The organism is Marinomonas pollencensis, assembly GCF_003387375.1.
GTDB classification, from domain to species: domain Bacteria; phylum Pseudomonadota; class Gammaproteobacteria; order Pseudomonadales; family Marinomonadaceae; genus Marinomonas; species Marinomonas pollencensis.
Genome location: NZ_QUNG01000019.1, coordinates 1 through 26236 on the forward strand (window position 1 = coordinate 1; position 26236 = coordinate 26236).

The 26236-nt window shown below is 44.5% G+C and carries 21 protein-coding genes; 7 read left to right on the forward strand and 14 right to left on the reverse strand.

Annotated elements, in window-relative coordinates; all coding sequences use genetic code 11:
* Positions 1-146: 146 nt before the first annotated feature.
* Entirely contained in the window at positions 147-1121 is a 975-nt protein-coding gene (gene cysB / locus DFP81_RS17145) for an HTH-type transcriptional regulator CysB (protein ID WP_115899113.1), read from the reverse strand.
* Positions 1122-1228: 107 nt separating this feature from the next.
* On the opposite strand from cysB, the gene DFP81_RS17150 reads away from it, so the two are divergent.
* Together DFP81_RS17150 and DFP81_RS17155 are read left to right on the forward strand one after the other, a co-directional pair.
* Positions 1229-1990 carry a sulfite exporter TauE/SafE family protein gene (locus DFP81_RS17150; protein ID WP_115899114.1) on the forward strand — a complete coding sequence of 254 codons (762 nt, stop codon included), beginning with the start codon at positions 1229-1231 and terminating at the stop codon, positions 1988-1990.
* A gap of 99 nt (positions 1991-2089) precedes the next feature.
* Positions 2090-3166 carry a 3-deoxy-7-phosphoheptulonate synthase gene (locus DFP81_RS17155; RefSeq protein ID WP_115899115.1) on the forward strand — a complete coding sequence of 359 codons (1077 nt, stop codon included), beginning with the start codon at positions 2090-2092 and terminating at the stop codon, positions 3164-3166.
* 87 nt (positions 3167-3253) lie between these two features.
* Here DFP81_RS17155 and nfuA read toward each other — a convergent pair whose 3' ends face one another.
* A complete protein-coding gene (gene nfuA, locus DFP81_RS17160; RefSeq protein WP_115899116.1) occupies positions 3254-3835 on the reverse strand; it encodes a Fe-S biogenesis protein NfuA in 582 nt (193 codons plus the stop codon).
* 238 nt (positions 3836-4073) lie between these two features.
* On the opposite strand from nfuA, the gene DFP81_RS17165 reads away from it, so the two are divergent.
* The 5 genes from DFP81_RS17165 (at position 4074) to fusA (ending at position 10457) form a co-directional block, all read left to right on the forward strand.
* On the forward strand, positions 4074-5735 hold the full coding sequence (locus DFP81_RS17165) for a nitrite/sulfite reductase (protein ID WP_115899117.1): 1662 nt from the start codon (positions 4074-4076) through the stop codon (positions 5733-5735).
* Positions 5719-6195 carry a DUF934 domain-containing protein gene (locus tag DFP81_RS17170; protein WP_115899118.1) on the forward strand — a complete coding sequence of 159 codons (477 nt, stop codon included), beginning with the start codon at positions 5719-5721 and terminating at the stop codon, positions 6193-6195. The genes DFP81_RS17165 and DFP81_RS17170 overlap by 17 nt, the downstream gene beginning before the upstream one ends.
* A gap of 124 nt (positions 6196-6319) precedes the next feature.
* Complete coding sequence (locus tag DFP81_RS17175; protein ID WP_115899119.1) at positions 6320-6991, forward strand: TIGR04211 family SH3 domain-containing protein; 672 nt, start codon at positions 6320-6322, stop codon at positions 6989-6991.
* Between the two features lie 12 nt (positions 6992-7003).
* Positions 7004-8173, forward strand: coding sequence for a cation:proton antiporter domain-containing protein (locus DFP81_RS17180; protein ID WP_115899120.1), 1170 nt, complete (start codon positions 7004-7006; stop codon positions 8171-8173).
* Positions 8174-8360: 187 nt separating this feature from the next.
* A complete protein-coding gene (gene fusA / locus DFP81_RS17185; protein WP_115899121.1) occupies positions 8361-10457 on the forward strand; it encodes an elongation factor G in 2097 nt (698 codons plus the stop codon).
* Between the two features lie 236 nt (positions 10458-10693).
* Here fusA and DFP81_RS17190 read toward each other — a convergent pair whose 3' ends face one another.
* The 12 genes from DFP81_RS17190 to DFP81_RS17245 form a co-directional block, all read right to left on the reverse strand.
* Positions 10694-11749, reverse strand: coding sequence for an aldo/keto reductase (locus DFP81_RS17190; RefSeq protein ID WP_245959206.1), 1056 nt, complete (start codon positions 11747-11749; stop codon positions 10694-10696).
* Between the two features lie 225 nt (positions 11750-11974).
* The gene (gene minE / locus DFP81_RS17195; RefSeq protein WP_115899123.1) at positions 11975-12229 is read right to left on the reverse strand and encodes a cell division topological specificity factor MinE; all 255 of its coding nucleotides are present in this window, start codon (positions 12227-12229) and stop codon (positions 11975-11977) included.
* A gap of 1 nt (position 12230) precedes the next feature.
* Positions 12231-13040: a septum site-determining protein MinD gene (minD, locus tag DFP81_RS17200; RefSeq protein WP_115899157.1), complete on the reverse strand. Its 810-nt coding sequence runs from the start codon at positions 13038-13040 to the stop codon at positions 12231-12233.
* A gap of 66 nt (positions 13041-13106) precedes the next feature.
* Positions 13107-13832, reverse strand: a complete 726-nt coding sequence (gene minC / locus DFP81_RS17205; protein WP_115899124.1) for a septum site-determining protein MinC — start codon at positions 13830-13832, stop codon at positions 13107-13109.
* Between the two features lie 315 nt (positions 13833-14147).
* Complete coding sequence (locus DFP81_RS17210; RefSeq protein WP_115899125.1) at positions 14148-17882, reverse strand: SbcC/MukB-like Walker B domain-containing protein; 3735 nt, start codon at positions 17880-17882, stop codon at positions 14148-14150.
* The gene (gene sbcD / locus DFP81_RS17215; RefSeq protein WP_115899126.1) at positions 17879-19156 is read right to left on the reverse strand and encodes an exonuclease subunit SbcD; all 1278 of its coding nucleotides are present in this window, start codon (positions 19154-19156) and stop codon (positions 17879-17881) included. The genes DFP81_RS17210 and sbcD overlap by 4 nt, the downstream gene beginning before the upstream one ends.
* Before the next feature lie 49 nt (positions 19157-19205).
* Complete coding sequence (locus tag DFP81_RS17220) at positions 19206-20048, reverse strand: 2Fe-2S iron-sulfur cluster binding domain-containing protein (protein WP_115899127.1); 843 nt, start codon at positions 20046-20048, stop codon at positions 19206-19208.
* A 285-nt stretch (positions 20049-20333) separates the two neighbouring features.
* Positions 20334-21305: a transposase gene (locus DFP81_RS17225; protein ID WP_115899128.1), complete on the reverse strand. Its 972-nt coding sequence runs from the start codon at positions 21303-21305 to the stop codon at positions 20334-20336.
* A 150-nt stretch (positions 21306-21455) separates the two neighbouring features.
* On the reverse strand, positions 21456-22928 hold the full coding sequence (locus DFP81_RS17230) for an aminoacyl-histidine dipeptidase (protein ID WP_115899129.1): 1473 nt from the start codon (positions 22926-22928) through the stop codon (positions 21456-21458).
* Positions 22929-23063: 135 nt separating this feature from the next.
* Positions 23064-23951: an alpha/beta fold hydrolase gene (locus DFP81_RS17235; RefSeq protein ID WP_115899130.1), complete on the reverse strand. Its 888-nt coding sequence runs from the start codon at positions 23949-23951 to the stop codon at positions 23064-23066.
* 61 nt (positions 23952-24012) lie between these two features.
* A complete protein-coding gene (locus DFP81_RS17240) occupies positions 24013-25773 on the reverse strand; it encodes a bifunctional lysophospholipid acyltransferase family protein/GNAT family N-acetyltransferase (RefSeq protein WP_115899131.1) in 1761 nt (586 codons plus the stop codon).
* Positions 25767-26231, reverse strand: a complete 465-nt coding sequence (locus DFP81_RS17245) for a hypothetical protein (protein ID WP_115899132.1) — start codon at positions 26229-26231, stop codon at positions 25767-25769. Before DFP81_RS17245 ends, DFP81_RS17240 begins: the two co-directional genes overlap by 7 nt.
* Positions 26232-26236: the final 5 nt, after the last annotated feature.

Below are 26236 nucleotides of genomic sequence, written 5' to 3' on the forward strand. Positions count from 1 at the left end.
ACGCCCTTGCGATTCGGATTCTCTTCCCCTCAGTCGGGGTAAGACAGGTTTCTTTCAACCTGACGGGTTTGCCAGCTTCGCTGGGCAAACAAAAAAGGCTCTTTTCTAAAGCGAAAAGAGCCTTCTTGTCATGCCGCCTAAACAGTCTAAAAGCGCGGCAACTCAACCCCCTGAAAAAGAGCATCCACATCCTGACGATTGGGCGATTCCATTGCCTCAATAACCAGGTCTTTTGTTAAATGCGGGGCAAAAGATTCAATAAACTGATACATGTAACCACGAATGAAAGTATTGCTACGAATCCCAATTTTAGTGCAACTGTCAGCAAACAGATGCGAGGCGTCTAACGCCACCAAATCTGTATCCTGATTGGCGTCATAGGCCATTGAAGCGACAATACCAACTCCTAACCCGAGGCGCACATAGGTTTTTATCACATCCGAATCCGCCGCCGTAAACACCACATTCGGCTCAAGCTCCGCCTCCTGGAATGCCTGATCCAGCTGCGACCGCCCAGTAAAACCAAATACATAGGTAACAATCGGGTAAGACGCCAACAACTCCAGCGTTAAAGTCTCAGCTTGCGCCAAAGGGTGATCCTTAGGCACTACCACTGAGCGATTCCATGTATAACAAGGCAGCATGACCAAATTGCCAAACTGCTCTAGCGCCTCAGTCGCAATAGCAAAATCCACCACACCATCATTGGCCATTTCAGCAATTTGCATTGGTGTGCCTTGATGCATGTGCAAAGTAACATCAGGATAGCTGTCCATATAGTCATGGATAATCTTAGGCAAGGCGTAACGGGCCTGCGTATGCGTGGTCGCAATGTCCAATGACCCTTTACGCTCATCACTAAATTCTTTAGCGACCCGTTTAATATTCTGCGTTTGATTTAGAACCTCACCCGCAAGCTCAATGATCTTTTCACCTGCCGGTGTAACATGAGTCAAATGCTTCCCACTACGAGCAAACACCTCAACCCCTAACTCATCCTCTAAAAGACGAATCTGTTTACTAACACCTGGCTGTGAGGTGTAAAGGCTCTGCGCAGTAGCCGACACATTCAAGTCATGACGTGCTACTTCCCAAATATATCTAAGCTGCTGTAACTTCATCGACTACCTTATTCCAAAAAGAGTTAAAAACAGAAGAAAACATTACTTTATAGAATAGAGAAAAACCTCTAGTGTTGCCAGCTTAAATCAGCGAAAGAAAGATTACGATGGATTTTATTTGGTATATTTTTGCCGGCGCTGCCGTTGGTCTTGCGGTGGGCATCACAGGCGTAGGTGGCGGTTCTTTAATGACCCCTCTTTTATTATTATTTGGTTTCCCCACTCACATTGCCATTGGCACAGACTTAATGTATGCCGGCATTGCTAAAAGCACTGGCGTATATTTACATGCTAAACGAGGAAATGTTAACTGGAAAATAGTCAGTGCCATGACAGCAGGTAGCCTACCGGCCTCTTTATTTACCGTTTACGCCTTATCACAATTTGAAAAGCCCGATCACTATCAGCAAATTTTGACTGGCACTTTAGGCATCATGCTGCTCATCACGGCATTGGTTATTATCTTCCGTGGTAAATTGTTAAACCGCTTTGATTTTCAGATGTCAGAACAGCGCAGCTTGAAAGTCATTTTCTTTTGCGGCACAGCATTAGGTGTATTAGTCACCCTTACTTCAGTGGGCGCTGGCGCCTTAGGCACCGCGATTATGATGCTATTGTTTCCAGTCATGCGCGCAAAAAACATCGTTGGTACAGATCTAGCCCACGCGGTCCCATTAACACTTGTCGCTGGGGTCGGACATATTTTTCTGGGCAACGTTGATTACATCCTACTGGCTGGATTGTTAATCGGCTCTATCCCCGCTATATATTTGGGCACCCAGATTTCAACTTATGTGCCTAACAAGGTTTTACAGCCTGTTTTAGCGACCGCTTTAATGGCTTTTGGCCTCAAATACCTTTTCTTCTAAAAAAACGTAACAAAACCGCCAACTGGCGGTTCATAAAAAGCCGAAAACAAGATACTGTTAAACGCTATCAATAAAATGCAGCAAGCAGGAAACTCCGTAATGAGCAACACACCCCTTGAGGACTTAAACATAGCCTCTTTTACCTCTTTGGTAACCCCAACAAAACTTAAGCAAGATTTGCCTGTCAGCGATGCGGTGAGCCACGGCGTAACAGCAGCCCGTGAGACAATCAAAAACATCATGGATGGAAAAGACCATCGTCTGGCCATCGTTATCGGGCCTTGCTCTATTCATGATACCGAAGCCGCTTTAGATTATGCGCGTCGACTAAAAGAGCTCGCAGCAAAAGTAGATGACACTCTGTATATCGTCATGCGCGCTTATTTCGAAAAGCCACGCACGACAGTTGGCTGGAAAGGCCTCATTAATGACCCGAACCTAGATGGCACTTTCGACATTGATAAAGGTTTGCACATTGGGCGTAAGCTGCTTATTGACCTGGCCGAACTAGGCTTGCCATTAGCCACTGAAGCGCTAGACCCAATTTCACCACAATACATTCAAGACCTTATTAGCTGGTCTGCCATTGGCGCACGTACCACAGAGTCTCAAACTCACCGCGAAATGGCTTCAGGCTTATCCGGCCCTGTTGGCTTTAAAAATGGCACAGATGGCTCTATGTCTGTTGCTGTTAACGCGATGCAATCTGTGTCTCATCCACACTCTTTCCTAGGCATTAACGAACAAGGTCAAGTGGCCATCGTTAACACCAAAGGCAATGAATATGGACACGTTGTACTTCGTGGTGGCAATGGCTTGCCAAACTATGACGCTGCCAATGTAGCTAAAGCAGAAGCCGCTCTTAGTTCGGCCAACCTTAAGCACAACATCATGATCGACAGCTCTCACGAAAACTCAAACAAGAAGCCTGAGCGTCAAGTGTCTGTTGTGGAAGATGCAACTCAGCAAATCCTAGATGGCAACAATTCCATCATGGGCTTGATGATCGAAAGTAATATTGGCTGGGGCAATCAAAAAGTGCCTGCCAACAAAAACGACCTTCAATATGGTGTATCAATCACAGACGCCTGCATTGACTGGGAAACAACAGAAAACACCTTGTTGAGCATGGCAGAAAAATTAAAAACAGCGTTACCACAACGTCAACGCGGCTAATTTCTAAGATATCGACAGCCAATACTGGCGACAAAAAAAGGGTGTCAATCGAAAGACTGACACCCTTTTTATTTCGCTTGACTAAGATTACATGAACGCGTTATCAGTAACCGTATGATCCGTGGCGTCTTTCACAGCAGTCAAACCTGGTACTTTTTCAATCAAGGTTTTCTCAACCCCTTCTTTAAGGGTTAAATCAACGGCACTACAGCCTTGGCAACCGCCACCAAATTGTAGAATAGCCACTTGACCATCTACCACTTCCACTAGACTCACCTCACCACCGTGAGAAGCCAAACCTGGATTGATGTCAGAATACAACACATAGTTAATTTGGTCTTCAATCGGGCTATCCGCACTCACCTTCGGCATTTTTGCATTAGGTGCTTTAATCGTCAGCTGCCCACCCATTTTCTCAGTCGCATAGTCAACAAAAGCTTCATCCAAAAAGTTCACTGAATTTTTCTCAATGTAAACTTTTAGCTTAGGCAGATTTAAAATTTCATCTGTTTCATTCACTTCATCAGGGCGGCAATAAGCTAGGCATGTTTCAGCATAAGGCGTACCAGGCTGCTGGATAAATATACGCACAGCAATACCCTCAACTCCCTGTTTCTCAAGCAATGAAGATAAATACTCTTGAGCGCCATCGGTAATAGTAATGTTCATAATAACCCTTCTAAAATCGGTCACATTGTCAATGTGACCATATTACAGCAGATAACCAGCAATGCCAAAGACCGAGTAAAAAACTAAGGTATTTTTTTTCTTTATTTGCGCATTGTGGAAATCCAATAAGCCTTATTAGCAAAACCGCTATAGATATAGAGAAATATTCATTTTTAGAATAAAGGATTTTTGGTAGAGTAGCGCAACTGAAAATTTATTAACGACGGTTTATTACTTTATGTATCAATACGACGCAATTGACCAACAGCTTGTTGATGAGCGTGTAGCGCAATTTCGCGACCAGACACGCCGCTATCTTAACGACGAGTTGAGCGAGCAAGACTTCTTACCGCTACGCCTACAAAATGGGCTTTATGTTCAGCGCTATGCGCCTATGCTTCGCATCGCTATTCCATATGGCATGCTTTCAAGCGACCAGTTGCGCACACTAGCAGATATTAGTCGTCGCTATGACCGTGCTTATGGTCATTTTAGTACACGTCAAAACCTACAATTAAACTGGCCTAAACTTGAAGACGTTCCTGATATTCTGGCTGAATTGGCCAAAGTTCAGATGCACGCCGTTCAAACTAGTGGTAACTGTATTCGTAACACCACTACAGACCAATACGCTGGCGTAATCGCCGATGAAGTGGTTGACCCTCGCCCTTATTGTGAGCTGATTCGCCAATGGTCCACATTCCACCCAGAGTTTGCTTTTTTACCTCGCAAATTTAAAATTGCAGTAAACGCCACAGAATCTGCTGACCGTGCAGCAACCCAAGTTCACGATATTGGCTTGCACATTAAGAAAAACGAAGCCGGAGACATTGGCTTTAAGGTCATTGTCGGTGGCGGTCTTGGTCGTACCCCAATGGTCGGTGTAACCATCAATGAATTCTTGCCGCGCGAAGACTTATTGACCTACCTTGACGCTATTATCCGCGTTTATAACCAACAAGGTCGCCGTGATAATAAGTACAAGGCTCGCATAAAAATTCTTGTTAAAGCACTTGGCATTGAAGAATTCCGCAAGCGCGTTGACGCTGAGTGGGTTCACCTACGCGGCAAAGAAAGCACAGTTCCAATGAGTGAGTTTGAACGCTTGCAAGGCTTCTTTACCGAACCTGCTTACCAAGCACTAGAAAACAACCCTGCTTCCTTGACCAGCAAGCTAGCAGAGAGTGCCGGCTTCGCACGTTGGTATGAGCGCAATACCTTTGAGCACAAAAAACCAGGCTACCGCATTGTTACTTTAACTTTGAAAAAAGCAGGTCAAGCACCTGGTGACGCGACCTCCGATCAAATGGAAAAAGCGGCCACCCTAGCTGACCAGTTCAGTTTTGGCGAACTGCGCGTAAGCCACGAGCAAAACTTAGTACTGTCTGATGTTCGTCAAGATCAGCTGGTTGACGTATGGGAAGCGGCCAAAGAAGCTGGATTCGCAACACCAACACTGGGCTTGCTAACCGATATGATTTGCTGCCCTGGCGGTGACTTCTGTGCCCTAGCAAACGCTAAATCCATCCCAATTGCAGAGCAAATCCAACAAACATTTGATAACTTAGATTATCTATACGACTTGGGCAATATTGACCTAAATATCTCTGGCTGTATGAATGCTTGTGGTCACCATCACGTTGGCAACATTGGTATCCTTGGCGTAGATAAAAAAGGCCAAGAGTTCTATCAAGTATCCATTGGTGGCGCTTCTGGACATGATGCGAGCATCGGCAAGATTCTTGGCCCCTCTTTCGCCCAAGAAGAAATCAGCGACGTCATCCAAAAACTAATGGACGTTTACGTCAGCAACCGTACCGATGAAGAGCGTTTTATCGACACTTACCGCCGCGTTGGCATCACACCATTTAAAGAGGCCGCTTATGCCAAAGCTAATTAAAAACGGCGAAATCGTCGACAATCTGTACACCTGGCAACAGGACAGCGAAAGCGCAGCAACTGAAACGTCTATCGTCCCTATGTCTAAATGGCTAGCTGAACAAAACACCATTGGCCCAGTAGCAGGTATCTGGATCGATGCCGGCGAAGGCGTCGAGTCTTTAACAGATATCGATCTAACGCAATTTGCTGTGATTGGCATTAACTTCCCTGCATTTGTTGATGGGCGTGGTTTTTCCTACGCTCGCTTGTTGCGAGAGCGATTAGGTTACAAAGGCGAAATTCGCGCCCTTGGCAGCTTCATTGCAGACCAGCTTGGCTACCTACTTCGTGTTGGTTTTAATGGCTTTCAATTTGGCGAAGAAGTCGATCTAGAAAAGGCGCTAGCGCTGCATAAGTCATTCTCAATTGCCTACCAAGGCGATGTGAATGAACCAAGACCTATGTTCTTACGTCGTTAAAGTTTAAATCTCTTGTCAGCATTCCGACAAAAGGCCCTTTTAAGGGCCTTTTTCTATTGCGTATTTCGGCTGCCCTGATTATCGTATGATTTGATAAAGTGATTGATTGTTAAAGGATCTTAACGTGTCGAAAAAAAGCATAACCTGCCTTTTTGCAGGACTATTATTGTCAAGCGCCGCTCAAGCAGCGACCGCCTACGTATCAGATATCCAATTTGTTGCGATAAGGGAAGGTCAAAATAACAGTACCCGTGCGGTTGAACGCGGCATTAAAAGCGGCACCCCACTCGAAGTGTTAGAACAAGAAAACGGCTATACCAAGGTGAAAACCCCAAGCGGCAACGAAGGTTGGATTGCCGATTATTTTTTGAGTGATGACGCCGTCACCAGAGATCAGGTAATTTCACTGCAAGCAAAACTTTCTGCACTGTCCGAAAGCAAGCAAAAACTGAACAGCGACTTTCAAGAAAGCAAACAAAAAATTTCTGACTTGAATAACAAAGTGGCGTCTCTGGAAAGCGACAAAACACAACTCATTAAACAGATCCAAGAAAATCAAGCACTCACTGACAAAGCCCAGACCATAGTGACACAAAACAGTGATGTCAGTTATCAACTTGAGTCATTAAAAAAGCAACTCGCTACCGCTGAAGCCGTTGCCGATCAACAAAAAAGCACCACTCAACAAAAGTGGTTTGCCATTGGCGCTGGCACCTTAGTCGGCGGCTTAATCATTGGCCTCTTGATCCCACTTCTATCACGTAAGAAAAAGAGCAGCACAAGCTCCTGGAGCTAAATAGGACTTTAAATGGATGCATCGATAGTACACTCCTTTTTTTTGATTTTTGGTGGAGCGGCTGTCGTTGCATCGATTGCCTTATACACCCGGCAACCAATGATCATCGCCTACATCGCTCTTGGGGTGCTGTTTGGCCCTTCCGCATTATCGTTAATTAACGAACCCAAACTGATGGATGATATGAGCCATGTAGGCATTATCTTCCTGTTATTCTTGCTTGGCCTTGATATGCAGCCAAGCCATCTTATCAATATGCTAAAGAAAGCCTCTTGGATCGCCCTATTAAGCTCAGTGGCTTTTGCTGTGCTTGGCTATTTTATCGCCTTAGCGTTCGGCTATACCGAGATAGAGAGCCTGATTGTTGGCATTGCGATGATGTTCTCAAGCACCATTGTCTGCATCAAGCTACTGCCCACCACCGTACTGCACCACAAGCACACAGGCGAACTGGTGGTTGGATTACTGCTGTTGCAGGACATAATCGCAATTGGCGTTTTATTGGCGTTGTACAGCGTCTCTGGAGGGGGGGATAACGGTATTTGGCAGTACCTGATGCCTCTTTTCGCCCTACCACTTCTGATTGCTGCCGCGTTCTTATTTGTGAAATACATACTTTTAAAGCTGATCACACGCTTCGATCGCTTTCACGAGTATATTTTCTTGGTCTCTATCGGTTGGTGTTTATCAATGGCAGTGGCCGCCGAGTACGCTGGACTGTCAGCCGAAATGGGGGCTTTCATTGCTGGCGTGGCGTTAGCGACTAGCCCCATTTCACAATATATCGCGACGCATTTACGCCCGCTACGAGATTTTTTCCTTATCTTGTTCTTTTTCAGTATTGGTGCCAGCTTCAATTTAAGCTTACTTGGTGTAGTTATTGTGCCCGCTTTGATTTTAGCCGTGGGTGCCATGCTGATTAAACCCGTAGTTTTCCGCTTTTTATTAAAAGGCATCAATGAGGATGCCAGCACATCGTGGGAAGTTGGCTTTCGTTTAGGGCAAGTCAGTGAATTTTCACTGTTAATTGCCTATTTAGCGGCCAATATTGGATTAATTGGCACAGAAGCTTCGCATGTGATCCAGGCAACCGCTATACTCAGCTTCGCCTTATCAACCTATGTGGTGATTCTAAACTTCCCTAATCCGATTGCGATATCGGATAGGTTGCGCAGAGATTAGGCATAAACAGCGACTTTGTAATGAATAATTTCAAAGAATGAAAGGGGGTTCTGAAATGCTTTTCAGAGCCCCCTTTCATTAAACATATAAAATATAATAGAATACCGCGAAATACCTGACTACAAATCAAAAAAAGTCTTGTATACTAACGCGCAAATTTCGTCCCTAACTTATTTAGAGTAATCTAATGGCTGACTTATCAAAATACAGAAACATCGGTATTTTTGCTCACGTTGATGCGGGTAAAACTACTACTACAGAACGTATTCTTAAACTTACCGGTATCATTCACAAAATCGGTGAAGTACATGAAGGCGAATCTACAACTGACTTCATGGAACAAGAAGCGGAGCGCGGTATTACCATCCAGTCTGCGGCTGTAAGTTGTTTCTGGAAAGATCACCGTTTCAACGTTATCGACACACCTGGACACGTTGACTTCACAGTAGAAGTTTACCGTTCTTTGAAAGTACTTGATGGTGGTGTTGGTGTATTCTGTGGTTCTGGTGGTGTTGAACCACAATCAGAAACTAACTGGCGTTACGCTAACGAATCTGGCGTTGCACGTCTTATCTTCGTTAACAAACTAGACCGTCTAGGCGCAAGCTTCTATCGCGTTACAGACCAAGTTAAAAAAGTATTGGGCGCTACGCCACTTATCATGGTACTTCCAATCGGTACTGAAGATGAGTTCGTTGGTGTTGTTGACCTTCTAAGCCGCAAAGCTTACGTTTGGGATGATTCTGGCCAACCAGAAAACTACAGCGTTGAAGACATTCCTGCTGACATGGTTGATCAAGTTGAAGAATACCGTGAAACTCTGATCGAAACAGCAGTAGAGCAAGACGACGACCTAATGATGGCATACATGGATGGTGAAGAGCCTTCCATCGAAGACATCAAACGTTGTATCCGTAAAGGTACTCGTGACCTTGCATTCTTCCCAACATACTGTGGTTCTGCCTTCAAAAACAAAGGCATGCAGCTTCTTCTTGACGCAGTTGTTGACTACCTACCAAGCCCAACAGATGTTATTCCACAAGATCTTACAGACGAAGAAGGTAATCCAAACGGCGAAAAAGCCATTGTTGATGCTAGCGAGCCGTTTAAAGCTCTTGCGTTTAAAATCATGGATGACCGTTTCGGTGCGCTAACTTTCGTACGCGTTTACTCTGGTAAGATCAACAAAGGCGACACGATTCTAAACAGCTTCACAGGCAAAACTGAACGTGTAGGCCGCATGGTTGAAATGCAAGCAGACGACCGTAAAGAAATCAACACTGCACAAGCAGGTGATATCCTAGCAATCGTCGGCATGAAAAACGTACAAACTGGTCACACTCTTTGTGATCCTAAGCACCCTTGTACACTTGAAGCCATGGTTTTCCCTGAGCCAGTAATCTCTATCTCTGTAACACCTAAAGACAAAGGTGGTAACGAGAAAATGGGTATCGCAATCGGTAAAATGGTTGCAGAAGATCCAACATTCCGCGTAGAAACTGACCAAGATTCTGGTGAGACTATCCTTAAAGGAATGGGTGAGCTTCACCTAGACATTAAAGTCGATATCTTGAAGCGTACTTACGGTGTTGACCTTGTTGTTGGCCAACCACAGGTTGCTTACCGTGAAACTATCACGAAAGAAATCGAAGATACTTACACGCATAAGAAACAATCTGGTGGTTCTGGTCAGTTCGGTAAAATCGATTACCGCATCAAACCAGGTGAGCCAGGTTCTGGTTTCACTTTCTCTTCTACTGTTGTGGGCGGTAACGTACCGAAAGAATTCTTCCCAGCCGTAGAGAAAGGCTTTAAGTCTATGATGAACGAAGGTGTTCTAGCTGGCTTCCCAGTACTAGACGTTGAAGTTGAGTTGTTTGACGGTGGTTTCCACGCAGTTGACTCCTCTGCTGTAGCCTTCGAAATCGCAGCAAAAGGCGCTTTCCGTCAGTCTATCCCTAAAGCTGGCGCTCAGTTGATCGAGCCAATCATGAAAGTGGATGTGTTCACTCCTGATGATCACGTTGGTGATGTAATCGGTGACCTTAACCGTCGTCGCGGCATGATCAAAGACCAAGAGAAAGGCTTGACTGGCGTTCGCATCAAAGCTGACGTTCCTCTTTCTGAAATGTTTGGTTACATCAGTAGCCTACGTACAATGACATCTGGTCGTGGTCAGTTCTCTATGGAGTTCTCTCACTACCTACCATGTCCTTCTAACGTTGCAGAAACTGTTATCGCTGCAGTGAAAGATAAGAAAGAACAAGAGAAAAAAGACAAGTAATATTCTTTTACTACCGTCTTAAAAAAACCCGATGTGCTTGCACATCGGGTTTTTTATTGTCCATCAGAAGTAGAGTCCAGATCATATGAGAGAGAAAATTAGCGCTGCAGTTTTCTAACTCTTTTTATAAGCACTGGTTTTTACAAGACATAAAAAAGCGCTTCAAAAAGCGCTGCACAAAACAGGCCTTACTGAAACGCCATTCAAAACCATTCGGTTACAACGAGTGATAAGGATTAAAAAGGCACTGGGTAAGCCTTAAATACCGCCATCACGTCCGCCAACACCTCTTCTGATAGCGCCATATCAAAAGCAGCCATGTCTTCTTTTAACTGTTCAAGAGAGGTTGCACCTATGATTGTAGAGGTGACACCATCTACCTGATCACACCACGCCAAAGCCAACTGAGCAGGGGTCAGTTGATGCTTCTCAGCGACCGCCATGTAACCTTTTACCGCCTCTTCAACCAAAGGCGTATCCCTAAACAAGCCATTACGCTGAGCATAAGACCAGCGACTTCCTTTAGGTCGAGCACCACCAATATATTTACCCGTTAATGCCCCTGCTGCCAATGCAGACCACGGAAGATACGCCACATCCTCATGAAGACAATTTTCAATCAAATAAGGCCAATCTTTTGCGTGCAATAAGCTAAATTCATTTTGAATAGAAGCAACCCTGGGTAAATCATGCTTTTCACTCAAGCGCAGGTATTCATTAATCCCCCAAGTGGTGTCATCAGACAAGCCAAAATGACGAATCTTACCCGCTTTAATACAAGCATCAATGCCCTGAAGAATATCCAACATTTGCGCCGAATGCTCATCACGATCAATATCACTAAAACGGATACGCCCTGGAAAATGCTTGGCGAAATGCGGAGAAGTTCGGTTCGGCCAATGCAACTGGTACAAATCGATATAATCAGTCTGCAGGCGCTTTAATGACGCATCCACCGAGGCAATTACTGCTTCTCCAGTAATAGGCCCACCCTCTCGTATATAATGCAAGCCTGCACCTGCGATCTTAGTGGCCAAGATAAACTCGTGACGGCGTGACGGGTTACGCGCCAACCAGTTACCTATGATGGTCTCAGTCTTGCCGTAAGATTCAGGGGTCGGTGGCACGGAATACATTTCTGCGGTGTCTATAAAATTCACACCCTGCGCCAGTGCATATTCAATTTGTTCATCCGCTTCCGCTTGATTGTTCTGAGTACCCCAAGTCATGGTACCTAAACACACACGAGAAACCTCTAAACCCGTTCGGCCAAGTGGTACATATTTCATCATTTCGTCCTTTTGTATTTAGAGCAGCACGATTCACATCGCGCCAAGGTAGTTAGCCTTAATGTAATAAAAAACAAACTTACGAGCCAGTTTTATCAATGAAAACAATAAGGATTGACAGAAAGCAAAGCACAGGGCCCGATCTGATTTGGCGGGAAACAAAAGACATACCACCCCAGCAAAGCACCAACGTAGCGCTGGCAACCTTACTAGGGGACAAGACATAACTTAATTATCAGGCAAGGTGACATTCACTTCTAAAATAGAACAGTCTTCAATGTTCTCCAGTTGGATCTGAACATCATCACTGCCAACTTTAACGTACTTTCTGATCACATCAATGATTTCTTGCTGCATTTGAGGCAAGTAATCCGGCTGTTTACGCTTACTACGTTCATGCGCAACAATGATTTGCAGACGATCTTTGGCAACCGACGCCGAGCTTGGCTCACCCTTGCTCTTAAAGTAATCGAAAATCCCCACACTAACCCCCTAACAATCGTTTGAAAAATCCTTTTTTCTGGATATCCAGAAAGCGTAATGGGCGCTCTTCTCCCATTAAGCGATCCACCGCATCAGTGTAAGCTAAGCCCGCTTCTGACTCGGTATCCAAAATAACAGGCGTCCCCTGGTTGGAAGCCTTCAATACCGCTTCCGACTCAGGAATAACCCCTAGTAAAGGAATCGCTAGAATATCTTCTACATCAGAGACGCTTAACATTTCACCTAATGCCACGCGCTCAGGGTGATAGCGAGTTAACAATAAATACTCTTCAATTGGCTCCTTACCTTCTTCAGCACGACGCGATTTGCTTTGTAAGATGCCCAAGATACGATCAGAATCTCGAACGGAAGAGACTTCAGGGTTGGTGACCACAATAGCGGCATCTGCGAAGTAAAGGGCCATTTGAGCACCTTTCTCAATACCTGCTGGCGAGTCACAAATAATATAATCAAATTCTTTTGCTAATTCTTCCAAGACACCTTGAACCCCTTCTTGGGTTAACGCATCTTTATCTCGGGTTTGAGAAGCAGGAAGAATAAACAGATCCTTAGTACGTTTGTCTTTAATAAGCGCCTGTGACAAAGTCGCTTCTTTATTAATTACATTAACAAAATCATAAACCACGCGGCGCTCACAACCCATAATCAAATCCAGATTACGTAGCCCCACGTCAAAATCGATAATAACTGTTTTAAACCCTTGTAATGCAATCCCCGTCCCTATCGCCGCGCTGGATGTTGTTTTACCAACACCGCCCTTGCCTGAGGTGACCACTATGATCTTTGCCAATGCCATATCCCCCGATGACCCAACTAAGAGCCAATCCATAAAATATATATAATATTATTAATGCTGTTACAGCGGTATAATTTCTAAACTATCGTCAACCAATAACACTTGTGCTGCGTCTTTCCAAACCATTTTTTGCAAAGCATCCATTAACATGAAGTTGCCCGCTATGGAGACAAGTTCAGCCTCCATGCTTTTACAAAAAATTCGCGCATCTAGATTGCCTTTTACTCCGGCCAACGCCCGTCCACGAAGTGCACCGTAAACGTGAATATTGCCATCGGCTAACACTTCAGCGCCTGCACTCACCTGCGCTAAAATAATCAAATCCCCTTCCGCGTAGACTTGCTGTCCAGAGCGGATAGGCTTGCTAATGATCTTTGTCGATTGCGGCACCAAGCGCTCTTCGACAACCGTTTTCACTACCACATCAGGACTAGAGGCTTCACGAATAGGCTCAGGTACATGGATCGGACGCGTCTTACTCGCTGGTAATAAAGGAATCGTCACATCAGCGGACCAGAGAGGTTTATTCTCTTGGGCACAGCGCCAACCAATCACACCAAGCCCCAAACCATTAAGCGAATCTACCAAAGACTCAAACTCATTAAAGGGAACTTCTTGCTCCACTTTCGATAAATCAACAATAATCGGCGCTTGATTAAAGAAATGCGGTACTTGAGCAATCTTTTCTTTCAACTGAGCAATAATGTTTTGCCTTGAAAGCGTTTGAATTTCAAGCAACACCGTAGTCACTACACTTCCTTTTAACTGGAAGCTTGAGTCTGTCATGCAAACTATCCTTTTGTTATCCCCAAATACTCTTTATGAGTAATGGGCGAACTCAGCCTTCATTGAGCCAAGTATGAAATTAACTTATTCTATCAAGGTTACTGATTAAAGAAAGGCGTTCAGCAAAGTCTTTTCAGCAAACATAGACATTGCTTACCCTCTCTAAAGCATCTTAGATTCTATTTTGTACGCAATTATGAGCGTAACAATAAGCAATTGATTAATATAATGTTTTACGGTTTATTTACAAGGTTGTTCCGCTGTTTCTGGGGAAAACTTTTACCGAGCAATGCACCCTATATAAAATCTCTTCTATTATTTCACAGCAAATTCTGCAGACAGCCTACTGACGCCTAATCCACCTTGTTTAGTTAACCGGATTTGTACCGGAATACGCTCTTTCAACGCTTGTATATGGCTTATGATGCCGATAGTTTTTCCAGAAGACTGTAAATTATCCAGGGCATCCAAAGCGGACTCTAACGTTTCGTTATCTAACGTGCCAAAACCTTCATCTAAAAACAGCGAATCAATACTAGTTTTATGTGAAACCAAATCAGACAAGGCCAAAGCAAGCGCAAGACTGACTAAAAAAGATTCCCCTCCAGATAACGTTTTCGTATCTCGGGAAGCATTTGCCTGCCAGGTATCCACCACAGACAAGGCCAAAGCCTCATCCTGCTTACGTTGCAGTTGATATCGTTTATGCAACACCAAAAGGTGCTGATTGGACAAATAAACCAAATGATCTAGGGTTAACCCTTGGGCAAAACGACGAAATTTAGCGCCATCGGCTGAGCCAATCAAATAGTTCAGCCTTTCTAAATGCTTCATGGCTTCGCGGCGCTCTAGCAACAACTGAGCCGCCGATTTGGCCTGCTTTCGGCGTGCTTGTTCTTCGTTGATTTTCTGCGTCACCACACCCCATTCTCGATCCCGAGACTGGCGCAACGCCGCTAACTCATCGACCTTAGCGGATATCTGCTCAATAGAGGCGTTTTGCTGCAAAGCATCCTGCGGTTGTTCTGCCAAGTGTTGTTCATACGCTTGCTGCGTTTGTTTCAGTAAAACCTGCTGTTGAGACAAGGCGTCTTTAAGCGCTTGCGCTTGTTCTTTTAACGCTGTTAGCTGCTCAATAGGCAAACAAGACGCTCGCCACTGTTCACTTCCTTCAAAGCCATTTTCTAATAGCGTGCGTTGCCAATCGGTCTCTGCTTGATCACGCTCTTCTCGCAATAAACTTTGCGCTGCCACCAGGGTCGCTAAGCGGGCCTTGTTCGACACTAAAGCCTGCGTCGCCTGTTGTAACGATTCACTTGCCTGTGTTTGCGCTGCCACGGCTAAAGCAACTTTCTGATCAACCGCTTGTTTTAATGAAGTAACACTACCGCCTCCTAGCAATGACGCCAATGATGCTTTTACCTCACTCAAAACGAGGGCGACTTCAGACACTTTGGTTCGAGCTATCGATTCCTGGTGTTGGCTTTCCTCAATATTTTTCAGTGATATTGTTAATTCATAAGCAAGCTGTTCTTTTTGTTGTTGCAGAGCCAGATAACCTTTTTGGCTTTCGCGCCATTCACTCATCGCGCCCTGCAACTGGGACAAAGCGTCAGCCAGAGACAATTCAAAATAACAAGCAGGGAGGCTAGCTTGACGCATCTCACCCAACAAAGACTCAGTCAGTTGAGCCTGCTCAATGTGTTTTTGTTGCCAGTTATTCTGCTCTGACTCTAACGCTTGCAACAGCAACTGGCACTGAGACTGGCTCTGCGCGCAATGCTGCTGTGAGGCTTGGCAGGCTAAGGTCAAAGCCTGCTTTTGTTCCTCTAAACGAAGGCGCTCTTGATTTAATTCATTAAGTCTTGCGGCATTGTGTCGCAAACCTTGCCATTGCTGATCAACTTCTTGGACAAAGACGGATATTTGCTCCTGATTGAGCAGATCAACTTCTTGGACAAAGACGGATATTTGCTCCTGATTGAGCAGATCAATATCATCTTGTATGTTCAGCTGGGCGCCAATCTCATTCAGTTCACCAGCAATAACTTGCAACGCTTCGGCCATTTGTCCACGCTGCTGTTGGCTCCACTCGAACTTAGCACGCAATTGATCTAACTCAGAAGATAAGCGTTGCCCATTACTGGCAAGCTGCTCTAGCTCAGAGGTTAAACGTTGTAAGTTTTGTTGGCTGTCCGTTACCTCTTGGTACAGCGCCTTACTCAAATCATGATTGTCAGAACCACATAAAGGGCATGCATCCTGTTCTGTTAGGGTTTCGCGTAAGCTGTTTAACACCAAGATATGACGCTCGGCATCCACTAGCTTAGCCGCTAGGTTGAGATGATCTTGCTTCTCTTTGTAGCGCTCTCTTTGTTGTAATAAATGACGGTTTTGCTGCTCGATCTGAGCTGCCATAGTCACAAGTGACGCATCCATCTCGGCAATCTGTTTTTGCTGTCCTTGAAACTGATCACTTTGCTTTAACAAATTTTGTGCTTGTTGCTGACGCCAGCGAGCCTGATGGTAACCCTGTTGCCACTCTTCCATCGTCTGCTGTGAAGACAAGGCCATAAACTCATCTGTCACTTGCGCAAGCTGTTGCTGAATAGCCTCAAGGTTCGACTTGGATTGCGCCAGCTTCGCATCATATGATTGCGCTTGCTGCTTGGCCTCTTGATGCTCCTGTTGCAATGTTTTGATCGACTGTTCAAGGCCTATACTCGCCTCAGTATTCGCACTAATCCCCTGTAATTGATGCTGCCAACTCGATAATTGAGTTTCAATCATCTCAGGGGAAGACCACTGATTTAAGATGGCTTCACTTTTTAGGCAAGCTTGTTCTATATTAATTTGCTTGTCTTTTAAGTCATCTATTTGCGTCTGCTGAAGCTGATGCTTCTGTTGCGTTTGCTTTAACCGCGCTTCAGCTTCTTCATACTGAGATTGCGCTACCTTTTCACTGGCCAATAACGGCTGGATTTCATGATTGATTTTTTCATTTAGGGCATCGGCCTCTAACCGAGCTTGTGACAAACTTTGTGATGCTTGATTGGCGACTTGTTCGGCGCTGTCTAACTGAGACGCTAAATCGACTTGTGACGCTTCAGCAGCACAAATTTCCACCGCTTGCTGATCAAATCGAATGGCAAGCGCTTGCCACTTATCATAGCTAGGCTGTAGCCTCTGGGCTAACAGGGTTTGCTCTAGCTGTTCTCCCTGTGGAGCAAAATCTGCCAACGCCTGAGTCGCCGCCTCGACCCCCTGTAAATGCTGTGATTTCTGTTTTTCAAGACGGTCATTAGTTGTTAGCCAAGCTAAGCTTTTCTGATGTTTTATGAGCAACTCAGCGCTGTCTTTGGCTTGCTTTTCTAAATCACGTTCTTGCTGCTGAAGTGCTGCTAAGTCCTCATCACTCAAGAGTTGGTACTGTTCATTCACCGACTCTAATGCTGCAATGGCTTGTTTTTCTTGTTTGTGCTTTTCAAACACCCATTTTGATACATCACCATATATTTCCGTACCGGTTAGTTCTTCCAGTAGTTCTGCACGATCATTAGGAGAGGCGTTCAAAAAAGCAGAAAAACCACCTTGAGCCAATAACATAGACTTAGTAAAACGGCCAAAATCTAAGCCCGTCAGATCGGCTATTTGGGCAATTTTCTCGTTGATTTTAGTGGTAATGATCGTACCGTCTCGCTCGCTCAGCTCACAGCTAATAGGCTGTAAATTACCATCACTTACCCCACGAGCTCGACGCTGACTCCAAAACGCTCGGTAGCCTTTTCCCTTTATTTCAAATTCTACTTCCGCCATACATTCAGCGGTATGACGTGTCATCAATTCGTTATCATTCGCCGAAACTGTCATTCTCGGCGTGCGATGATATAAGGCTAAACAAATGGCATCCAATAACGTCGATTTACCCGCACCGGTCGGCCCTACGATGGCAAACACACCGGCATCATCAAACGGGCTCTTGGTAAAGTCGATTTCCCACTCACCTTTAAGTGAATTCAGATTTTTTAGACGCAGCTTGCAAATTTTCATGCTTCTGCTTCCTTATCTTCTTCCATTTCTAGCAAACAGCGCTGAAATAAAGCCGTCAATTGCTGGCTATCCTCTTCCTCTAAAGACATATTAGCTTTTAAACTTTGCTCAAAGACATCTGCCACACTTAGTTCGGACAAGGTTTGGCGTTGCTCAAAAGCGGAATCACTTAGCGCATCGCTGCGCTTTCGCATCACTCGCAAAAGCTCGATAGGCTTATCCACTATTGCCTCCATTAAGCGTTTTTGCACATCGCTTAAATAGTCGTCAGCCAATACCGTCACCTCTAACCACAAGGTTTTACCTTGCTCTTTTTCGCGCGCCAAATCCAACTGTTCAATAGCCTGGAACACTTCTTCTAAACTCCCTGCAAGGCTCTGCATCGACTGAAACCGTGGAATGCTTTCAATTTTAATTGGCTGATCATCATCCGAGAACAAATCTCGTGCCATTGCTCGTTCAGCTAACGCCTCAGTGTCTATAATAACCAAGGATTTCTCACGACTCAGCTCATCAAAACTTAACGGAATAGGAGAACCACTGTAACGAAACTTGCCATCCTGACTTATCGCCTGGGCACGATGTATGTGCCCTAATGCTAAATAATCAAACGCAGGAAACACAGAAGTTGGCAAGGCCTCTAAAGTACCAACATACAGATCACGTACCGACTCACTTATTTGGCCACCCATCGCAGTCAAATGACCCGTACCGATAATTGGAACAGGAGAGCGCAACGTTGTATTTTTGGCCTTCGCCACTTCATAAACAGATTGGTAGAAATCTCCAATTTGCGTCATTAGCTCATGCTTTTTTTCCTGCTCAGACTGACCTTGGATACTCTTCATCACATCTCTTGGTCGCAAATAGGGAATGGCACAGAGCCAGGCTGCAGTCTCTTGCCCTGGATCTAGTAAAGGAATCACATGGGATTCAAGATCATCAGGCTGTGCCTGTGCTAATACGTGAGTTCCTAAATATGACAACAGGCTTTTAGATTCATTTAGCATACTGACGGAGTCATGATTGCCACCCACAATCACCAGCTGGCAATTCACTGCTTTTAAATCCAACACCAATTGATGGTACATTTCTCGAGCATAGCTAGGCGGTGACCCCGTATCAAACACATCACCCGCAACAATAACCGCGTGAACCGACTCTCGCTCGATTAGCGCCAGCAACCAGGCAATAAAAGCGGCGTGTTCATCGCGGCGCGATTTGCCCATAAAATGTTGGCCAAGATGCCAATCGGACGTGTGTAGAATTTTCATGTACAACCTATTTCAATAAATTCTAAATACTGCAAAGCCGCTTCATTCATCAGCGCACAAAATGCAATTGATTAACTCGTATTCGTAGAGGGCGAAGCACCTGACCCCAAGCGCTTTCAGAAACATTTTGACCGTGGTAAATAATATGCAACAACGCTCCACCAGCAGCTTCTCGAGCTATCCTAAGAAACTCAGTCAGCCCCTTATCTTCCTCTAAAACGGCGACATCATCCAAAGAGTAATGTCCTAGATACTGACTAGAAACACCTCCCAACGCCTTTTTCCAATAAGGTTCAAATACTCGGTTATGCGCCGCACAGACCACCACAACCGGTTTCTCATCAAGCCCCAACTCATACAACAAACGGCCTTTACGGACTCCAGATACACTGCTTACCTGAAGCGAATCCTGCGATCCCAACGACAAAATGAATGACCAAACCGCGGCAGGCAACCGAGACTTTTGAAGCACAATAGACAGATTATCGCCCGCTGCATTCACCGCAATACACTCAAACGCTTTCTCTTCTTCATCAATACCATCAATTGGGACACGCACATTAACCCTATCGCCAAAAGCGTCATCGCTTGGCCCTAACAAGGTCAGTGCGACGGCATCATCACCAAGCATCTCACTATCAAGTAAAGAAAAAGTAGTAAAAACAAAGGGCAGTTGGATGGATAAGGATAAATTTGAAAGAACCGTTGTTTGGCATGATAGAAGTGGGTGTCCATGCTCATTATCAAACAAACGGCATGCCCCGCACACCCCAGCCCGGCAACCATAACGTACATCACTTCCATGAGACAGCAACGAAGACAACAGGTTATCCCCTTCCCGGACCTCCATTTCCTTACCATCTAAACAGATAGACCACGTTTGAGAGCTCATATTTCAACCTAATCTAATCATAATCACCCTATTATGCCATGAACTATCCAGACACCCACTTTACTTTTATCAAGACACCCACTTTAGGAAAATTATTAAGACACCCACATAGATACGGCTAGTCACACATTACAAAAAGCTAAGACAGTCAGCTCAACACACATAAAAAGAGTGAATCACGAACGATTAGGGCAAAAGAAAGAAATAGATAGGAAAAAGCAACAACTAATACCACCAGGTATTCTCAAAAGCTAACTAGTGTTGGATAGGCTAACGTAGGGTGATTTAAGCAAAAAGTTTCGCACAGCCTTGTCGAGGCTTTCGTAACCTTCGGTTGCTCTGACAATATTGCGAAATAGAAAGCTCTCCCCCAACCACACTCGATGTGTATTGAGAAAATTTAGTCGATATGCAAAGCCAATTATCAGAGGATATATGGAGCCGCTGAAGTATTGGTAGAAGTGACGCATCAATCACTCCGGTTTTATCCTGTCTAACAATACGTCCAGTCATATCAATCAGTTCTAAGTAGTCCAACAACAAAAAAGGCAATCCGTCGGGCATATCTTTTCTAGGGTTACCGATAAATGGGAGTAACCCTGTTGGCTGCGATTGATGCTTTAGACTATTTATTCGTTTCTTAACACTTGTGAACTCCGACTTCTCAGGAGAGTCACTTATCCCTGAGCGCAATGGATTCAAATCAACATACGCCATGCAAGCAAGCAATGCGGCTTCATCCAACAGTGCTTGAGATTTAAAGCGCCCTTCCCAAAACCTTCCTGTACAAGTGTCTTCAAGATTAGCTCGCCTCGCAATCGGCTCATTTAACTCTCTCATAAACCAACTGATATCCATCAAGCGTTTTTTATACGCTAAGGCAGCTTCTTCTACTAAAGTTCGAGCAAAATCTGATTGAAGCTCGCCTTTCATATACTGTTGAGTAAACTCAGTACCTTTGTGTAATTTATGCCATCGAGCTAATACTTCTGATGTTGACCACGTCCCTGCTTTATCTTTGTTAATACGGAGCACTAGATGGAAGTGATTGCTCATCACCGCATAAGCGCAAACGTCAATAGAAAAAATCGTCGCTAGAAATAAGAGCCTTTTTTCAACCCAAGCCCTACGGTGCTCATAATTCCGCCCAGTTTCAGCGTCTTCTCCACAGAGAAAAGCACGACGCACACAACGTGAGACGCAATGATAGTAAGGCGTATCATCAAGACTTATTTGCTGACTTCTAGGTCTCGGCACGTTGCTTTCTCCAAATAAAAAATACTGTATATAAAACCAGTATAGAAGAAGTTTTTACTTCCTCAAGGTTTTATTAATAGCATTACGCTGAAATAAGGGGGAGATAAGAAAGGCGCTCATTGCGCCTTTCTTATGCTTAACTTGGGCATTTTATCTTTTCGGTACAGAAGCTAATAATGCAACGAGTAAATTCCAGAAATCACCGACGGAGTCTATTTCCATTCTCTCAGTAGGTGAATGTGCGCCCCGAATATTAGGCCCGAAAGAAACCATCTCCATTCCCTCATACTTTGCACCAATAATCCCGCACTCAAGACCGGCATGAATCACTTTCACATTCGCCTCTTGTCCTGTCACCTCTTTATGAACAGCTAAAAAGTGTTTCAATAATCCTGCCTGGGGATCAGGACGCCAACCTGGATACCCATTTTCCAAAACGACACTGGCATCAATCAAACTGAATGCAGATTTAGCCGTGTTTGAGAGATGCTCAACAGCAGAGTCAACCAAAGATCGTACCAATAAACAGGCATCAAATGACTTGCCGCCTTGTGAATTATTTTTAAGATTAATCACGCCTAGATTACAAGAGGTTTCTGTTACTCCCTCTAAGTCAGGGCTCATTCGGTGAACACCATGAGGGGCGCAGCTCAAAGCATTGATTAATGCATTTTGAAATTCGATTGCCAATTGTTTATCTACTTTACCTTCAGCTAGTATTAGCTTCAAATTGGTTTCAATAGCAGCGTATTCCACGTGGGTGTCTTGTTTAAATTTCTCGATACACTCTTCTATGGCAACTTTGTTTTTAGGATCATAATTAAATGTGGCACTCGCCTCACGAGAGATGGCGTTACGCAAAGTACCGCCGCTAAAAGACGTTAAGGCAAAGTCGCTTGTTAATTTAAGTTTGTTTAACAATCTAACCAACAATACATTGGCATTCGCACGGCCTTTATGGATGTCTAAACCCGAATGTCCACCGCGTAAACCAGCAATAGTAATCGTTAAAGCCTGAACTCCTTCCTCTGCTGGTAAAGCGTCATATTGCTTATCTACATTGATATCTATTCCACCAGCACAACCAATGTACACATCACCACGGTCTTCTGAATCTAAATTAAGTAGAATTTTCCCTTTGAGAATCCCTTCCTCAAGCTGAAGAGCACCACGCAGACTGGTCTCTTCTTCAATGGTAAACAGAGCTTCTATTGGGCCATGTGATAAGTTATTAGACTCCAAAACAGCCAATGCCGCGGCAACACCTATGCCATTATCTGCACCTAAGGTCGTCCCCGTAGCGTGTACCCATCCATCGAGCACTCGGGTGACAATCGGATCGCGCTCAAAGTCATGTTCAACCCCAGCATCTTTTTGCGCCACCATGTCTAAGTGCCCTTGCAACACAACCGTTTCGGCACACTCCATACCCTTAGTAGCCGCTTTTCGGATTAATAAATTACCCACAGGGTCAACATACGTTGTTAAACCAAGTTCGTGTGCCCAAGCAATCAAATGCTCACGCAAAGCAGCCTCATGGTATGAGGGCCTAGGGATATTGCAAAGGGTTTGGAAATGTTTCCAAATGGCATGTGGTTCAAGGGTCGTTAGAATTTGATTCATAGCTATCTCTTTGTTATTTCGCAAATATGCATAAGCGCATTATTGCAAACACAGAGTATGAAGCAATTGAAATTAGCATTAGAGGCTATGCAGAAAACGTATGCCCTGATGAATTGCAAAGCCTATGCTCTGACATCATGAAGCAATATTATCAATGCTCTCATAGGCTTGTATGATCGACTCATGAACAAGGTCAACACACAACAAGTTAATCATATGACCTTTATTAGGCAGCTTTTGCACTGTCAAATCACTTTTTTTAAAGAGCGAATCGGCAAAATCTGCATTTCTAGGGTCGGTTAACTTATCGTGAGTCCCTTGCATAATATGAATAGGCACAGAGAGGTTCACCATTGCCTCTTGCTCCTTAAGCAGACTTTTAGATAATCCCAAAATTTCTAGATTCGAATGATACCAATGCTTTTTGACGCAATAACGTGGTACACATGCAAGCAAACTATTGTACCAACGATGCTTTGCCAATACCGGGTTAACATCTCCCGCCAAAATCAATATACTTCGTACAAATTCTGGGTACCGAGACGCCAATATTGGCACTAAAGACCCTCCTAATGAATGCCCAACCAAGACGATTTTTTGCTGTTGATTTTGCTCGTAAAGAGTCTTTATGACAGGGCCAAGCAAATTCGCTTGCACCGATAATTGGCTAGGGAAAAAATTTTCTTCAAGAGTAGAGCGCCCCCAGCCCGGTCGATCAAGCGCAACCACTCGAAACTGTTCCAACAACTCTTCTTGCAGAAAATACGGTGCAAAGGACTCCCAGCTACCAGGGCTACCGTGCACAAAGAGCACCGTGGGGCGGCTAACCTCCTGCGAGTCACTACTAACAAAATGTAACTTTCCTTTATAAGCATTACCCATACCACCGGATTGCAAAATAAATGATTCGATTAAATCTGGGGTATTGCGAATTTGCGCTGCTAGATTCACATTGTTTTCTGCTTCTTCTGGTAATGCCGTACCCGTAATAACTCTAGCTACTAGTTGCGTAATAAACCCCATAATTCTGCTCTCTTTAATGTGGGTGTCTTGATAACACTATGATGTGGGTGTCTTGATAACACTAGCGGCCGTTTAAATAGTGCTGAGCTTCTTCTCTTCCCATGTATTTTGCTAGGGTCGTGAGGGGCACTTCTTTTAAGTTCACTACAATCAATCCATCTAGGCAGTTTTGGAATGCTGGGTCGACGTTGAAGCACACTAACTTGCCATTCATTTTCAAATATTGACGAAGTAAAACGGGCAGACCTTTTCCTTGCTCCATGCGGGACAAGACTTTTGACAACAGCTGCACACTTGCTAACGCTGATAGCAAGCCCGATTCCCAGAATGAGCCGTTATTTTGAGATAAAGGTGTCGAGGGCGTCACTAAGCGTGCTTTTTGTTCATCGTAATAATGCACAGATAAGGTTTCCGCCATAAGCTGGCGAGCCACTAAGCTGTAATCATTACTGATACTGACAGGCCCAAATAAATGAGTATATTTCGGGTGACGATATACAAAAGTAGCAATGCCTTTCCACAGCATTAATAAAGCATTGAGGCTTTTTTGATATGGCTCTGCAACCACTGATCGACCCACTTCAATACTTTCATCCATAGTGTTTATAAACGCTTGGTCGTAATGAAACAAGCTACGTGAATACAGGCCTTCCAGTCCTTTTTCAGCGATCAATTCATCGACCATACCCAAGCGGTAAGCACCAACTAATTGCTTGTCTTTTTTATGCCAAACAAACAGCTGTAGGTAATAAAGATCATAATCGTCTAGGTCACAGGCTAAGCCGCTGCCTTCCCCCACGGCTCGAAAATTGGCTTCACGAACACGTCCAATTTCTTGCATTAAAAACGGGATCGATTGGGCTGGTGCGCAATACACGGCAAAGTCGCCCTGATCCAATAAATGATCGGATGCCGGCAAAGCATTTATTTCAGCCTCTAATACATCGGCGTCAAGGGCATCGATAATAGGCAAGGTGAAAACAGGAGCAGCCTGATCACTTTTTTCTAAGTTGGTCGACCCCATCAAATAGGTATTCAGACGAAAATAGTTCACCATGTCCTTATCTGATGAAAAATCACTCACTTCACTAAAAGGGATGGCGGAGCCAATAGATATCGCAATATTACTCGAGCTTTTGTTAAGTAGCTCACGACCTAGCATCGCGCTTCTCAATAATGGGTGAAGCGTACCCGCGCGATAAAACCAAGGGCTATTTTGACCATTGATAAAAATAGGAACTGTGGTCGCTTGACTGTGTTTAACAAATTTCGCCACCGAATTACGCCATTCAATGTCCGCTAAGTTAGCAGACCCTTTAGGGTAAGTAGACACTTCTCCTGCGGGAAACACCACTAACAAACCACCGTCCGCAAGATGGCGATTCGCCTCTACAATCGCCGCACTATTTATCGCTCGGCTGCTTTTACCTCCAAATACATCCACACCGATGAACAAATCATTGATCTCAGGCAAGCGCTTAAGTAGCTGGTTAGCGAGCACTTTCACATCACTGCGAATGCTGCCAATTAGGTCGGCTAAGATAACACCTTCAATGGCGCCCAGCGGATGATTAGCAACAATAACCACAGGTCCATTACTAGGGATATTGTCACGCACGCCTAAAGCTACCTCATACTGGATATTTAACGCTTCCAAGGTATAGCTCATAAATTCAAAGCTGCTCAAGTTTTCTGGGCGCTTTTGATACAAGGCGTCTAGCTTATCTAACCCGGTTATCCACTCTAATAAAGATTCGCCAACGCCAAACGGTGTAACGCGGGGCAAACGAAATGGGCTGCTCAATAGAATCTCTTTTAACATAATGGCTCCCCATCTTCATTCAACGCTTGGCAAGGCGTTTGACGCTTTGCCATGATATTGCGAATCACTATAAAACTACCGGTAAACCACACAGCACAAGCCAAAATAAACAAGGTACCGCCATCATTACCGACTATTTCACCTGCGGCATTAAACTCTGGCATGTGAATACCAAGAGGAGTAAAAAGATGGAAGTAAATCGCCCCAGACATAACGCAGACTGTCATCAAGGCGCCATAAAAACGCAAGCGCGTAAACAACAAGATACTTGCGACCAACTCCGCGCTACCGACCAAATAAGCCCCATAATCACGAAACCAATGGAAACCTGACCAGGTACTTAAAATACCGAAAATATACTGGGTTTCGTAAGATCCCGAGAATTTAAAAAACAGTGATTGAATAAAAACAAACGCAATAAAAATAACCGGAGCATAAGGTAATAGTTTACTTTTCATAGCAC